The organism is Apolloniradiicaulis salifontis, assembly GCF_053756655.1.
In genome coordinates this window covers 2,476,411-2,489,379 of the sequence record NZ_CM132387.1, presented here as the reverse complement: position 1 = coordinate 2,489,379, position 12,969 = coordinate 2,476,411, and the positions used below count along the sequence as shown (strand labels likewise).

At 67.0% G+C, this 12,969-nt stretch carries 14 protein-coding genes; 12 read left to right on the top strand and 2 right to left on the bottom strand.

What is annotated here, in order from left to right; translation table 11 throughout:
• Window positions 1-2 precede the first annotated feature (2 nt).
• Genes ACWCOP_RS11945 through leuB form a run of 6 tightly spaced genes read left to right on the top strand, consistent with a single transcriptional unit; the run spans window position 3 to window position 5,893 of the window.
• On the top strand, window positions 3-281 hold the full coding sequence (locus ACWCOP_RS11945) for an ACT domain-containing protein (RefSeq protein ID WP_478248513.1): 279 nt from the start codon (window positions 3-5) through the stop codon (window positions 279-281).
• Window positions 278-1,849, top strand: a complete 1,572-nt coding sequence (locus ACWCOP_RS11940) for a 2-isopropylmalate synthase (protein ID WP_478248512.1) — start codon at window positions 278-280, stop codon at window positions 1,847-1,849. Before ACWCOP_RS11945 ends, ACWCOP_RS11940 begins: the two co-directional genes overlap by 4 nt.
• 11 nt (window positions 1,850-1,860) lie before the next feature.
• Window positions 1,861-2,856 carry a branched-chain amino acid transaminase gene (locus ACWCOP_RS11935; protein WP_478248511.1) on the top strand — a complete coding sequence of 332 codons (996 nt, stop codon included), beginning with the start codon at window positions 1,861-1,863 and terminating at the stop codon, window positions 2,854-2,856.
• 4 nt (window positions 2,857-2,860) lie between these two features.
• Window positions 2,861-4,273 (top strand): 3-isopropylmalate dehydratase large subunit, encoded by a 1,413-nt coding sequence (leuC, locus tag ACWCOP_RS11930; RefSeq protein WP_478248510.1) that lies wholly within the window; start codon window positions 2,861-2,863, stop codon window positions 4,271-4,273.
• The gene (leuD, locus tag ACWCOP_RS11925; RefSeq protein WP_478248509.1) at window positions 4,263-4,838 is read left to right on the top strand and encodes a 3-isopropylmalate dehydratase small subunit; all 576 of its coding nucleotides are present in this window, start codon (window positions 4,263-4,265) and stop codon (window positions 4,836-4,838) included. The genes leuC and leuD overlap by 11 nt, the downstream gene beginning before the upstream one ends.
• Complete coding sequence (leuB, locus tag ACWCOP_RS11920; RefSeq protein ID WP_478248508.1) at window positions 4,835-5,893, top strand: 3-isopropylmalate dehydrogenase; 1,059 nt, start codon at window positions 4,835-4,837, stop codon at window positions 5,891-5,893. Before leuD ends, leuB begins: the two co-directional genes overlap by 4 nt.
• On the opposite strand, the gene ACWCOP_RS11915 is transcribed toward leuB, so the two are convergent.
• Window positions 5,890-6,330 (bottom strand): hypothetical protein, encoded by a 441-nt coding sequence (locus ACWCOP_RS11915; RefSeq protein WP_478248507.1) that lies wholly within the window; start codon window positions 6,328-6,330, stop codon window positions 5,890-5,892. The genes leuB and ACWCOP_RS11915 overlap by 4 nt on opposite strands.
• A 209-nt stretch (window positions 6,331-6,539) precedes the next feature.
• On the opposite strand from ACWCOP_RS11915, the gene ACWCOP_RS11910 reads away from it, so the two are divergent.
• Window positions 6,540-7,292 carry a proteasome-type protease gene (locus ACWCOP_RS11910; RefSeq protein ID WP_478248506.1) on the top strand — a complete coding sequence of 251 codons (753 nt, stop codon included), beginning with the start codon at window positions 6,540-6,542 and terminating at the stop codon, window positions 7,290-7,292.
• Between the two features lie 206 nt (window positions 7,293-7,498).
• Here the strand turns inward: ACWCOP_RS11910 and ACWCOP_RS11905 are convergent, their stop codons facing one another.
• Window positions 7,499-8,683 (bottom strand): thiolase family protein, encoded by a 1,185-nt coding sequence (locus ACWCOP_RS11905; protein ID WP_478248505.1) that lies wholly within the window; start codon window positions 8,681-8,683, stop codon window positions 7,499-7,501.
• 211 nt (window positions 8,684-8,894) lie between these two features.
• Here ACWCOP_RS11905 and ACWCOP_RS11900 point away from each other — a divergent pair, with 211 nt between their 5' ends.
• From ACWCOP_RS11900 to ACWCOP_RS11880, 5 genes are all read left to right on the top strand, one after another.
• Window positions 8,895-9,299: a CPBP family glutamic-type intramembrane protease gene (locus ACWCOP_RS11900; protein ID WP_478248504.1), complete on the top strand. Its 405-nt coding sequence runs from the start codon at window positions 8,895-8,897 to the stop codon at window positions 9,297-9,299.
• A gap of 10 nt (window positions 9,300-9,309) precedes the next feature.
• On the top strand, window positions 9,310-10,236 hold the full coding sequence (locus tag ACWCOP_RS11895) for a cation diffusion facilitator family transporter (protein WP_478248503.1): 927 nt from the start codon (window positions 9,310-9,312) through the stop codon (window positions 10,234-10,236).
• A 209-nt stretch (window positions 10,237-10,445) separates the two neighbouring features.
• Window positions 10,446-10,775 carry an energy transducer TonB gene (locus ACWCOP_RS11890; RefSeq protein WP_478248502.1) on the top strand — a complete coding sequence of 110 codons (330 nt, stop codon included), beginning with the start codon at window positions 10,446-10,448 and terminating at the stop codon, window positions 10,773-10,775.
• Between the two features lie 92 nt (window positions 10,776-10,867).
• Entirely contained in the window at window positions 10,868-12,619 is a 1,752-nt protein-coding gene (locus tag ACWCOP_RS11885) for a methyl-accepting chemotaxis protein (RefSeq protein ID WP_478248501.1), read from the top strand.
• Complete coding sequence (locus tag ACWCOP_RS11880; protein ID WP_478248500.1) at window positions 12,616-12,903, top strand: hypothetical protein; 288 nt, start codon at window positions 12,616-12,618, stop codon at window positions 12,901-12,903. The genes ACWCOP_RS11885 and ACWCOP_RS11880 overlap by 4 nt, the downstream gene beginning before the upstream one ends.
• The last annotated feature ends 66 nt before the right edge of the window (window positions 12,904-12,969 follow it).

The window sequence follows — 12,969 nt, the reverse complement described above, 5'->3', positions numbered from 1 at the left end:
CCATGACCCACCGCCTGGACATTGATTTCGCGCGCGCCGAAGGCGCGGTCCTGCGCCTCATCGGGCTTGTCGAGCGCAAGGGCTTTGAGGTCTGCGCCATCGACATGGCCGAGACCGGCGACGGCCCGGCGCGGCTGTCGCTGTCGGTGAACGCGCGCGATTCAGGGCGGCGCATCGAGGTGCTCTCCCGCCATGTGGAGAAAGTCTACGGCGTCACCGCAGTGCAGCGCCATGAAATCCATTCGCCGCATCTGGCCCAGAGTCTGGAGGCCGCATCATGACCCGCAACGTCACCATATTCGACACCACGCTGCGCGACGGTGAACAGGCGCCCGGCTTTTCCATGACCGAATTGGGCAAGCTGAAAATGGCGAGGGCGCTGGCCGCCCTGAAGGTCGACGTGATCGAAGCCGGCTTCGCCGCGGCGAGCCCGGGCGACAGCGCCGCCATCCACCGCATCGCGTCCGAGATCGAGGGCCCCGCCATCTGTTCGCTGGCGCGCGCCACGCCTGGCGATATCGAGGCGGCGGCCAAGGCGCTGGCGCCGGCGAAAAACAAGCGCATCCACGTGTTTCTGGGCACCAGCCCGCTGCACCGCGAGCACAAGCTGAACATGACCCCGGCTGAGATCCTGACCCGGATCAAGGACATGGTCACTCTGGCGCGCACCTTCTCCGACGATGTGGAATTCTCCACCGAAGATGCGATCCGCACCGAGAAGGGCTTCCTTGTCGAGGCGCTGTCGGTGGCGGCCGAGGCCGGCGCGCAGACCCTGAACGTCCCCGACACGGTGGGTTACGCGACGCCGGAGGAGATCTTCTCCCTGTTCCAGATGCTGACCAAGAAGGTCAGCAAGGCCGGCGAAGTGATCTTCTCGGCCCATTGCCACGATGATCTGGGCATGGCGGTGGCCAACTCGCTGGCCGCCGTGCGCGGCGGCGCGCGCCAGATCGAGTGCGCGGTCAACGGCATCGGCGAGCGGGCGGGCAACTGCGCCCTGGAGGACGCGGTAATGGCCCTGCGCACCCGCCGCGACGCCTTCGGCCTGACCACCAATATCGACACGACACGAATCATGGCCGCCAGCCGAACCCTGTCCCAGGTCACCAACACCCACACGCCGCGCAACAAGGCCATCGTCGGGGCCAACGCCTTCGCCCATGAAAGCGGCATTCACCAGCACGGAGTGCTGCAGAACCGGGAGACTTACGAGATCATGCGCGCCGAAGATGTGGGGCTGGCCTCCAATCAGCTCATTCTGGGCAAGCATTCGGGCAAGCACGCCCTGAAGGCGCGCGCTGCGGAGCTGGGCTATGAGCTGGACGCCGAAACGTTGAACGCCGCCTTCATCCGCTTCAAGACCGTCGCCGACGAGGTAGGACTGGTGGACGCCGCGCGCCTGACCTCGATCCTGTCGGACGAAACCGGCGGAGAGCCCGACTGGCGCCTTAACCGGATGGAGATCCGCTCGCTGGCCGCCGCCAACGCCCACCCGGTCGCCCGGGTGGAGCTGGAGCACCGCACCCGTGGGCGCATGAGCGACCTGGCCAGCGCGCCGGGCGCCATGGACGCCGCCTACACCGCGATCAGCCAGATCATGGAGGCGCCGGGCCGGGTCGAGGACATCGACATGCAATATGTCGCCGCCGAGCCCGACGCGAGCGGCGCCGCCGAACAGGCCGCCGACGTCCTGGTGGAGCTGAAAGCCGAGGTGTTCGGCGAGATCTTCACCGGCCGCGCCCGCGCCCGCGACATCATCCCCGCCTGCGCCTCGGCCTATGTCGACGCGCTCAACAACGCTCTCGCCGTGCGCCGCCGCCGCGCCCGCGAACACACCGCTGCGGCCTGAAGGAGACGCGCATGGCCATCAATGAAGCAAAATACATCTGGCGAAACGGCGAGATCATTCCCTGGGCCGACGCCCAGGTGCACGTGCTCAGCCACGCCTTGCACTACGGCACCTCCATGTTCGAGGGCATCCGTGTCTATGAGACGCCGGACGGCCCGGCGGTGTTTCGCCTGGCCGAACATGTGCGCCGGATGATCGACAGCGCGCGCATCTATTCGCTGGAGCTGCCGTTCGACGAAGAGACGCTGATCGCGGCGTGCAAGGAGATCACCACGGCCAATGATCTGGCCTCGGCCTATATCCGGCCCATCGCCTTCATCGGCTATGGATCGATCGGCGTGGTGCCCGCCGCCGATACGCCCATCGAGGTGATGATCGCGGCCTTTCCCTGGGGCGCCTATCTGGGCGAGAGCGCGCGGGCCGAAGGCGTGGACGTGTGCGTGTCCAGCTGGAACCGGCTGGCGCCCAACACCGCGCCCACCGGCGCCAAGGCGGGCGGCAATTACCTCTCCAGCTATCTGATCAGCCGTGAAGCCAAGTCGCGCGGCTACGCTGAAGGGATCGGGCTGGACGTGGACGGGCGCCTGTCCGAAGGCGCGGGCGAGAATCTGTTCCTGGTCCATAACGGCCGGCTGATGACCCCGCCGGCGGCGAGTTCGATCCTGCAGGGCATCACCCGCGACAGCGTCATCAAGCTGGCGAAAGCAGAAGGCATCGAAGTGGTCGAGCAGGCTCTGCCGCGCGAGATGCTGTATTTATGCGACGAGGCCTTCTTCACCGGCACCGCGGCGGAAGTCACGCCGATCCGGTCGGTGGACGACAAGCCCACCCGCGCCAGGGGCGCCGGGCCGGTCACCAAGCTGATCATGGACAAGTTCTTCGGCCTGTTTGACGGGACCACTGAAGATCGCTGGGGCTGGCTGGATCATATCAAGCCCGCCTCGGCGCCGGCGATTCCCGGCGCCGCCCCGACACCCCCCTCCACGCCGCGCCGCAAAGCGAGCTGATCTTATGGCCAAGACCCTGTTTGAAAAGATCTGGGACGCCCACCAGGCGGTCGCCGAAACCCAGGCGGCGCCGGGCGTTCTGTATATCGACCTGCACCTGATCCACGAGGTGACGAGCCCCCAGGCCTTCAAGGCGATCGAGGATCGCGGCCTCACCGTGCGCCGTCCAGAGCTGACCTTTGCGACGCTGGATCACGCCACGCCCACCACGCCGCGCGCGCCGGGCGCCAAGCCGATCTACGCCACCAAGGCCGCTGAAAGCCAGGTGCGCCGGCTGGAGGATAATTGCCGCCGGCACGGCGTGCGGCTGGCCGGATGGGACAGCGAGGACCGCGGCATCGTCCACGTCATCGGGCCGGAGTTGGGCCTGACCCAGCCGGGCCAGACCATCGTCTGCGGCGACAGCCATACCGCCACCCACGGCGCGTTCGGCGCGCTCGCCTTCGGCATCGGCACTACCGAGGTGGGCCATGTGCTGGCCACCCAGTGCCTGTTGCAGCGCCGCCCCAAGACCATGCGCGTCACCGTGGACGGCGAGCTGCGCGCCGGCGTCTCGGCCAAGGACTTGATCCTGGCCATCATCGCCGAGCTGGGCGCGGGCGGCGCCTCCGGCCATGTCATCGAATACGCCGGTTCGGGCATCGAGGCGCTCTCCATGGAGGAGCGCATGACGGTGTGCAACATGTCCATCGAAGCCGGCGCCCGCGCCGGGCTGATCGCGCCGGACGAGACCACCATTGATTATCTGCGCGGCCGCAAATACGCCCCCAAGGGCGCCGCCTTTGAAGCCGCGCGGACGCGCTGGGCGCGGCTGAAATCCGATCCGGGCGCCCTGTTCAACGCCGAGGTCCGCATGGACGGAACGAAGATCTCTCCCATGGTCACCTGGGGCGACAGCCCGGACATGGCCGCGCCGGTGGACGCCACCGTTCCCAAGCCGAGCGGGCCGGAGACCGAGCGTGCTCTTGAGTATATCGGCTTCAAGCCGGGCGAAGCGCTGCTGGGCGAAGCCATCGACGCGGTCTTCATCGGCTCATGCACCAACGCCCGCCTGTCCGATCTGCGCGAGGCGGCCGCCGTCATGGCCGGCCGGCACGTGAAGGCGGGCGTGCGCATGCTGGTGGTGCCGGGATCAGAAGCGGTCAAGCGGGCCGCCGAGGCGGAGGGGCTCGACGCCATCTTCACCACCGCTGGCGCGCAATGGCGCGAGCCGGGCTGTTCCATGTGCATCGCCATGAACGGCGATTCCGGCCGGCCGGGCGAGCGCATCGTCTCCACCTCCAACCGCAATTTCGCCGGCCGCCAGGGCAAGGGTGTCCGCACCGTCCTGGCGAGCCCCGCCACTGCGGCGGCGTCCGCCGTCGCCGGCGCCATCGCCGATCCGCGCCGCATCCTGGAGGCGAGCCATGCTCAGTGAACCGATCAAGACCATAAAGAGCCGGACCTTCGTCCTGCGCGAGGCCAATATCGACACCGACCAGATTATTCCTGCGCGGTTTCTGACCACCACCGGGCGGGAGTCGCTGGCCGACGCCTGCTTCGCCGACTGGCGGCGCACCGAGTCCGGAAATCCCGCGAACCATCCGCTGGCGACGCTGGACACCGCCCACAGCGCCATCCTCGTGGCCGGCGATAATTTCGGCTGCGGCTCCTCGCGTGAGCATGCGCCCTGGGCGCTGAAGGATTTCGGCTTTAAGGCCGTGATCACCAGCCGTGCCGCCGACATCTTCAAGTCCAACGCCTGGCGCAACGGTCTTCTGGTTTGCGAGATCGACGAGGCCGCCCACGCCGCCCTGCTGGACCGGCCGGGCGCGCAGGTGGAGATCGACGTGGAGGCGCAGACCGTCACCGCCGGCGACATCTCCGCCCGCTTCACGCTGGAGCCGTTCGCGCGCACCTGCCTTCTGGAGGGCGTCGATCCGCTGGGCTTCATACTGGGCCAATCAGACGCCATCGCCGCCTTCGAGGCGCGCGCCCAATGAGCCATAAGATACTGATGCTGCCCGGCGACGGGATCGGTCCGGAAGTCGCTAAGGCCGCAAAGCTCTGCCTTGAAGCCGCAGCGTCTGCCGAAGGCCTCGATCTCGCCTTTGACGACGCGCCGTTCGGCGGCGCCGCCATCGATCAGGCCGGAACGCCTCTGCCCGATGAGACCCTGTCCAAGGCCAAGGCCGCCGATGCGATCTTTCTGGGCGCTGTGGGCGGACCGGCCTGGGACGATGCGCCCGAGCGGCCCGAGAAAGGCTTGCTGGGCATTCGCAAGGCGCTGGGGTTGTTTGCAAACTTGCGTCCGGTGAAGGTGTTTGAAGGGCTGGAGGATCTTTCACCGCTGAAAGCCGACCTTGTGCGCGGCGCCGACGTTCTGATCGTACGCGAGCTCACCGGCGGGCTGTATTTCGGCGAAAAGCGCGAGGGCGAGGACGAAGCCTTCGACGGCTGCGCCTATTCACGAGACGAGGTGGCGCGCATCGCCCGCATCGCGTTTCGCGCCGCCGCAGGGCGCAAGGGGCGCTTGACCAGTGTGGACAAGGCCAACGTGCTGGCGACCTCAAGGCTCTGGCGGCGCACGGTGACTGCACTCGCGGGCGACTTTCCCGGCGTGGCGCTGGACCATCTCTATGTGGACGCGGCCGCCATGGCGCTGGTGACGGGGCCGGCGCGGTTCGACGTCATCGTCACCGAAAACCTGTTCGGCGACATCCTCTCCGACGAGGCCGCGGTGATCGCCGGCTCCATAGGCCTTCTCGGCAGCGCGAGCCTCGGGCTCGAAGGCCCTGGCCTGTTCGAACCGATCCACGGGTCCGCCCCGGACATCGCCGGCAAGGGAATCGCCAATCCGTCAGGCGCCATAGCCAGCGCCGCCATGCTCCTGCGCCACGGCCTGGGCGAAGACGCCGCCGCCGACCGCCTCGACGCGGCGCTGGAAGCCGAGCTGAAATCCGGCGAACGCACGGCGGATCTTGGCGGAAGCGCCGGGACCATGGCGTTCGCCGAGCGCGTGGCGGAGCGGGTGGCGCGGGTGAAGGCGGCGGCCTAGCTGTCGTCGCCCACCGGCACATCGGCTCTGGCGTCGGCGCGTCCGCGTCCGTAGCGCGAGATGAAAAAGAAGGCCAGGGCGCCCAGATAGCCGCCGACCACCAGAACGCCGGCGACCACGCCCAGGTTGGCGGCCTGCTCGCCCGGGCCGCGCATGGGCCCGAGCCAGGCGAGGTCGCCGCCGGGTGCGCTGGTCTGGGCGATGTGACGGCCAAGATGGCCGAAATCGGCGAAAGCGAACACGACGCCGGATCCCACGCCCATTGCGCCCAGCGTGAACAGGATCAGAAACATCGCGGCGACCGCGCGGCTCATGCGCGCTGCGAGAAACCAGCTGGCCGTAATCGTGGCGAACAGCAGGGTCATGTAATTGGCGAAGATAAAGTTCGCGGCTCCGAGAAACTCAACGAACAAAATCCCCTTTTCAAAATCGGTCATGGCGCTCCCCCTTAGACCCGGAGTGTCGCCGCATCTGCGCAGAGCGCAAGAAAAACCCCGCCGCCGGATCGCTCCGTCCGGGGCCTCCATGGCGGGTGCGCATGCCGCGCGGTTCTCAGCCCGGCCCGGCATAGAGCGTTTGCGTGACGCCTTGATCAGGCGTATCGCACTGACCTCAACTGAAACCCCGCCGCTGCGGACCTTCATTCATGACCTATTGCGTCGGCCTTCGCCTGGACCAGGGCCTGGTCTTCATGTCCGACACCCGCACCAATGCCGGCGTCGATAATATTTTCACATTCCGCAAGATGTTCACCTGGACCAATCCGGGCGAGCGCATCATCACCTTGATGACGGCGGGCAATCTGGCCACCACCCAGGCCGTGGTCAGCATCCTCAACGAGCGCATGAAAGCGCCGGAGGACCGCCAACCCACCGTACTGCACGCCGGGACCATGTTTCAGGTCGCCAAGCTGATCGGCGAGGTGCTGCGCGAAGTGGTGCAGAGCCAGAGCGAAAAAGGCCCCGAAAGCGATTCCACCTTCAGCGCCACGGTGATCGTGGGCGGCCAGATCGCCGGCTCCGCGCCGCGCCTTTTCCTGGTCTATCCCGAAGGTAATTTCATCGAGGCCAGCGATGAAAACCCGTTCTTCCAGATCGGCGAGACCAAGTATGGCCGGCCGATTCTTCTGCGGGGGTATCGAAAGGACATGAGTTTCGAGGCGGCGGTGAAGCTGCTGCTTCTGTCCTTCGACTCCACGCTCAAAGCCAATCTCTCCGTCGGCATGCCGCTCGACCTTCAGACCTATCGCGAGGGCGCATTTGATGGCTGGCGCGAAAAGCGGTTCGAGCCGGATGACCCCTATTTCAGCTATCTGTCGCGCGGCTGGGGCGACGCGCTGAACACCGCGATCAACTCGCTGGATGATTTCAGCTTTGAGGCAGGTGACGGGAATTCCTGACCGGCATGGCTACGGGATCTCAGGCGTCACACAATTAAGCCCGATCCTGAATCTCTGGAGATCCCGGATAGCGCACAGCGCTTCCGGGATGACAGGGTTGGGCATGCTTGTATGTGCTGATCTGAGGCTACGCTCCTGAGTTGACCAAACAAAAACCCCGCCGGCTTTCACCGGCGGGGCTCTTCATGGGTCTATGTCAGCGCAGTCTAGAAGCGTTCGATGGCCACCGCTGTGGCTTCGCCGCCGCCGATGCACAGTGAGGCGACGCCTTTTTTCACGTCCTTCTGCTCCATGGCGGAGATCAGCGTGGTCATGATCCGCGCGCCGGAGGCCCCGATCGGGTGACCCAGGGCGCAGGCGCCGCCATGGATGTTGATGATGTCATGGGCGATTCCCAGCTCCTTCATCGCGATCATCGGCACCACGGCGAAGGCTTCGTTGATCTCCCACAGATCCACGTCGTTCACCTGCCAGCCGGCTTTCTCCAGCACCTTGCGCATGGCGGGCACCGGGGCGGTGGTGAAATAGGCCGGCTCGTGGGCGTGGGCGGCGGTGGCGGTGATCTTGGCCAGCGGTTTCAGGCCGCGGCGCTCGGCCTCGGACAGACGCATCATCACAAGGGCCGCCGCGCCGTCGGAGATCGCCGAGGCGTTGGCCGCCGTCACCGTGCCGTCGGGGCTGAAGGCGGGCTTCAGGCTCGGGATTTTGTCCGGGCGCGCGCGGCGGGGCAGCTCGTCGGTGTCGACGACCGTTTCGCCCTTGCGGTCCTTGATGGTGATCGGCGTGATCTCGCGCTTGAAGGCGCCGCTCTCGGTGGCCTTGATGGCCCGCGCCAGGGTCTCCAGAGCGTAAGCGTCCTGGTCCTCGCGGGTGAACTGGTTCTCCCGAGCGATCATGTCGGCGTAGACGCCCATGGCCTTCTTTTCATAGGCGTCTTCAAGCCCGTCCTGGGCCATGTGGTCCTTGATCACGTCATGGCCGTACTTAAAGCCGGTGCGGTGATTGGGCAGCAGATGCGGGGCGTTGGTCATGGACTCCATGCCGCCGGCCACGATGACGCTGGCGTCGCCCGCCGCGATGGCCGAACGGCCGAGAATCGCCGCCTGCATCCCTGAACCGCACATCTTGTTCAGGGTGGTGGCCTCCACCGATTTGGGCAGGCCCGCCTTGATGGCCGACTGGCGGGCCGGGGCCTGGCCCTGGCCGGCGCCGAGCACGTTGCCCATCAAGATCATGTCCACGTCCTCGCCCGCCACGCCGGCTTCGGCCAGGGCGGCCTTCACCGCCTCGGCGCCCAGCTCGTTGGCCGACAGCGCGGAAAGCTCGCCCAGCAGGCCGCCCATGGGGGTGCGCGCCATGCCGACGATGACGATCGGATCTTCAGATGCCATGGTCCGTCTCCTCAAGACTTCTTGTTCAAGGCCGTCAGGCCCCCTTGGAATTTGGCGCCAAATGAGACCTTTACCCCGCAGCGCGTCAAGTCCGCTCGCATCCGCAATATCAAGGCTGAGGCCTCGGCCGCACCTGCGCGACGGGGCGGAGGCCCTTGCCGGGTTGGGGGTTCTGGGGGTTTGCGCCGTGGTCCTCGCTCATGGGTCGCCGGTGCTTCACATTGACGTTTCCTTCCCCGCGGCTCGCGCCGAGCCAGGACGAACAGCCCTCATCGCGCTGATCGCCCTGATCGTTCCGGCCTTGGGCGAGGAGCTGGTGTTTCGCGGGGTGCTGCAGCCCTCGCGCATGGACGGGGCGCGGACGGTCGTGCGATCGGGCCTGAGCCTCGCCGCTTTCGTCGCGTGGCATCCGGTGCAGGCCCAGCTCGGCCTGCCAAGCGCGCAGGCGGTGTTCCTGGACCCGGCCTTCCTGGCCATGGCGGGGGTGCTGGGTCTGGTTTGCACCGCACTGGTGCATCGCTCGGGGAGTGTGTGGACGGCGGTGTTCGTGCACTGGGCCGTGGTGGTGGTCTGGAAGGCGGGCGAGCCCTTTCCCGGACCGCCAGGCGCAGGCTAAAAACGAAATCATGGCGCACGACCACGATCACTCCCACGGGCACGGCGAGGCTCACCACCACCACGCCGCGGTGAGCGAAACCAATGAGCGGCGCGTGCTGATCGCGGCGGTCCTGACCGGCGGGTTCATGCTGGTGGAGCTCATGGGCGGGCTGATCACCGGATCGCTGGCGCTGCTGGCCGACGCGGCTCACATGCTCACTGATTTCGCGGCGCTGTTCCTGGCCTGGCTGGCCTTCCGCCTGTCGCGCCGGCCCGCCGACGCGTCGCGCACCTATGGCTTTGACCGGCTGCAGATCCTGGCCGCTTTCGCCAACGCCGTAACGCTCATCGTGTTGGTGATCTGGATCGGCGCGGAGGCGGTCATGCGGCTGCTGGACCCCGAGCCCGTGCTCGCCTCGGGCATGCTGGTGGTGGCGGCGCTGGGTCTGGCGGTTAATATCGCCGCCTTTGCCGTCCTGCACGGCGCCGACCGGGAGAATCTCAATATCCGCGGCGCGCTGGCCCATGTGATGGGCGATCTTCTGGGTTCGGTGGCGGCGCTGATCGCCGCCGGAGTGATCCTCGCCACCGGCTGGACGCCCATCGATCCGCTCCTGTCCCTGCTCATCGCCTGCCTGATCGCGGTGAGCGCGGTGCGGCTCCTGCGCGACTCAGGCCGGGTGCTGCTGGAGGCCGCGCCGCGCGGCGTCGACCCCGAGGCGATCCGCGCCGATCTCATGGCGCAGGTGGCCGGGGTGGAAGACGTGCATCATCTCCACGTCTGGTGCCTCACTCCGGAGCGGCCCATGGCGACCCTGCACGTGCGCGTCCATGAGACCGCAGACGTGAGCGAAACGCTCAGCGCCGTGAAGCGTCGCCTCACGCAGGAATTCGGGCTCAACCATGTAACCGTGGAAATTGAAACCGGCGTGTGCGCGGACCAGATTGAATGCTGATCTTGAACGAATTTTCCTGAATTAAAACAGGCGAATATCGACTTTCTTCAACGGTTCGCCGCTTCGTTAAGCTGACGGCAAGCAATCTCGCCCATAACGATACCCACTGCGCAGGCGAGGGCGGACTACGCCCCGTACGGTGCAGGTGATTGGGTGTTGGAGTCCTGTTCTCGAAAGAGCGGGCGTTAGAATAGGGTTGGGTGTGAGCCATGAAAAAGTTTGCTGGTGTCTTCGCCGCCGTGTCCATGCTGGCGGGTCTGCAGGCGGCGCCTGCCTTCGCGCAGGAGCGTGAACTGGTCGAAGCGGAAGCGCCTGAGTTTCCCCGCGCCGCAGAGCGTCGGTCGATCGAGGGCCATGTGGTCGTTCGTTACAATGTGAGCCCGGAGGGTGTCGTTTCCGACGTGGAAGTCGTTGAAGCGACCCCGGCCGGCATCTTCGAGCGCGCGGTGATGCGCGCCCTTGAAAGCTGGCGCTATGTCGCCGCAGCGGAGCCCACCGAAGGGGTCGAACGCCGCTTCGACTTCGCCTTCGCAGAGTAAGATTTCGGTCTGACGAGGCGGCGCGGGACACAAAGAAGCCCGCGCCGCTTTTTCAGGCCTTGAGTTATTAACCATACCGGGGGATTCAGGCCATGGCCGTCCAGCTACAATCCGTACGTACAAGATTGATCGCGGCCTTCGCCGGGATCATCGCCCTGTCCCTCGCCGGCGTCGCCGCCGGCGTTTTCGCGTTCATGGGCGCCAAGGGTGCTCTGGACGTGGTGGTGGAAGAGACCGCGCCGCGCACCGCCGCGGCCCAGGCGCTCAACGCCGCCTCGAGCGCCATCGCCGGTGAACTCGCCGCGTTTTCCCGCTCGCGCGACGCAGTGGACATGCAGGTCTCCGCCTCGCGCCTGGATACGCTGATGGAGGACGCTTCCACGGCGGTCGCCGGTCTTCGCGAAAGCGGCATGGCGCCGGCGCGGGTGGCCGAGCTGGAAGCAGCCGTGGGCGAAGTCGCCGACGCGGTTGAGGCCGCCGCTGGCCCTGTGGAGGCGAAGTTGTCGGCCACCGACGTGCGCGAGGCTGGTATGCGCGGCGCGCTGCGCGACCGGGCCGAAGCGTCCCTGGCGCTGGAGGCCACGCTGGATGAAACCACCGACCCGGCCGATATCGAAACATTGCTGCGCGCCAACATGGCGCTGAATCTGGCGGTCGCCCGTTATGCCGAGCTGTCCGGCGCGGCCAGTCAGGACGAGGTGGACGCCGCGCGCGAGGCGTTCGATTTCGCCGCCGACGAGCTGTCCATCAATCTGGCCATTCTGGGCGGTGTGGTGACCGACGCGATCCGCACGCCGTCCGAACGGCTGTTGGCGCGCGCCCAGGGCGATCAGGGCCTGTTCGCCCTGCGCCGCGCCGAGTTGGCGCGCATCGCAGAAGTGGATCTGCTGGTGGAGGAGGCGCGCATCATGGACGCGGCCCTGGCTCAGCTAGTGGACGCCACGCGCGTGTCCGCGCTCGAGGATCAGGCCGGCGCCAGCGCGTCGGGCCAGGCGGCGATCGCCGCGGGCCAGATCACGATGATCGTCTTTGCTCTGCTTTCCGTCGCCGCCGGCGTGGCGATTATCTGGCTCTATGTGAGCCGCAACCTCTTGGCGCGCCTTATCGGTCTCACCGACGCCATGAAATCGCTCGCCGGCGGGACGATCGGTGAAGAACTTGCGTCGGACGGCAGCGATGAGCTCTCCGACATGGCGCGCGCCGTCAACGTGTTCCGCCAAAACGCCATCGAACGCCGGCGTCTCGAGGCCGAACGCGGCGAGGACGAAGCCGCCCGCGCCGAGCGCACCCGAGCCATTGAGGCGTTGATCGCCAGCTTCGAGGAGGTCTCCAGCCGGGCGCTCTCCAAGGTTGGCGACGCCGCCAAAGAGATGGACTCGGCCGCCTTGGCGCTGGACCAGTCTTCGCGCGGCGCCAGCGAGACCACGGCTCAGGTGAACGCTTCCAGCACGCGCGCCGCCGAGAATGTGGACACCGTGGCCGCCGCCGCCGAGGAGATGACCAGCTGCATCGCCGAGATCGCCCAGCAGATCGCGCGCTCCACCGAGATCGCCCAGGACGCCTCCGATCAGGTGCAGCAGACCAATGGCGACGTTGCGGCGCTGAACGACGCGGCCGCCAGGATCGGCGACATCGTCAACCTGATCAACGCCATCGCCGAGCAGACCAATTTGCTGGCCCTGAACGCCACCATCGAAGCGGCGCGGGCCGGCGAAGCGGGCAAGGGATTTGCGGTGGTGGCCAGCGAAGTGAAAGCGCTCGCCGAACAGACCAGCAAGGCGACCAGCTCGATCTCTGACCAGATCGGCGGGATTCNGCCACCGGCAAGGCGGTGGAGGCCATGAGCTCCATCTCCCAAGTGATCGGGGAGATGAACACCATCGCCTCGGCCATCGCCGCAGCCATGGAAGAGCAGCGCGCCGCCGCCAGCGAGATCACAAGGGCGGCTCAGGAGGCCGCCACCGGAACGCGCGACGTGTCCGGCTCGATCGCAAAGGTGGACGCCGCAGCCAGCGAAACAGGCCAATGCGCCGCCCAGGTCTCCAGCGCTTCGGGAGCGCTGAACACCGAAGCGGAGGGGCTGGAAAAGGCGGTGAAGCAATTCCTCGCCGGCGTGCGAGCGGCATAGCGCGCGGCCAGGAGGGCCGGCCAGATCGGAGCGGGAGCGGGCGCGGCGTCAGCTGCGCCCGTTTTC

Coding starts and splice junctions, on each gene's coding strand:
- ACWCOP_RS11905 (WP_478248505.1), bottom strand. CDS start 8,683: ATGGCATCTGAAGATCCGATCGTCATCGTCGGCATGGCGCGCACCCCC.
- ACWCOP_RS11910 (WP_478248506.1), top strand. CDS start 6,540: ATGACCTATTGCGTCGGCCTTCGCCTGGACCAGGGCCTGGTCTTCATG.
- ACWCOP_RS11895 (WP_478248503.1), top strand. CDS start 9,310: ATGGCGCACGACCACGATCACTCCCACGGGCACGGCGAGGCTCACCAC.
- ACWCOP_RS11935 (WP_478248511.1), top strand. CDS start 1,861: ATGGCCATCAATGAAGCAAAATACATCTGGCGAAACGGCGAGATCATT.
- ACWCOP_RS11940 (WP_478248512.1), top strand. CDS start 278: ATGACCCGCAACGTCACCATATTCGACACCACGCTGCGCGACGGTGAA.
- leuC (WP_478248510.1), top strand. CDS start 2,861: ATGGCCAAGACCCTGTTTGAAAAGATCTGGGACGCCCACCAGGCGGTC.
- ACWCOP_RS11945 (WP_478248513.1), top strand. CDS start 3: ATGACCCACCGCCTGGACATTGATTTCGCGCGCGCCGAAGGCGCGGTC.
- ACWCOP_RS11915 (WP_478248507.1), bottom strand. CDS start 6,330: ATGACCGATTTTGAAAAGGGGATTTTGTTCGTTGAGTTTCTCGGAGCC.
- leuD (WP_478248509.1), top strand. CDS start 4,263: ATGCTCAGTGAACCGATCAAGACCATAAAGAGCCGGACCTTCGTCCTG.
- ACWCOP_RS11890 (WP_478248502.1), top strand. CDS start 10,446: ATGAAAAAGTTTGCTGGTGTCTTCGCCGCCGTGTCCATGCTGGCGGGT.
- ACWCOP_RS11880 (WP_478248500.1), top strand. CDS start 12,616: ATGAGCTCCATCTCCCAAGTGATCGGGGAGATGAACACCATCGCCTCG.
- leuB (WP_478248508.1), top strand. CDS start 4,835: ATGAGCCATAAGATACTGATGCTGCCCGGCGACGGGATCGGTCCGGAA.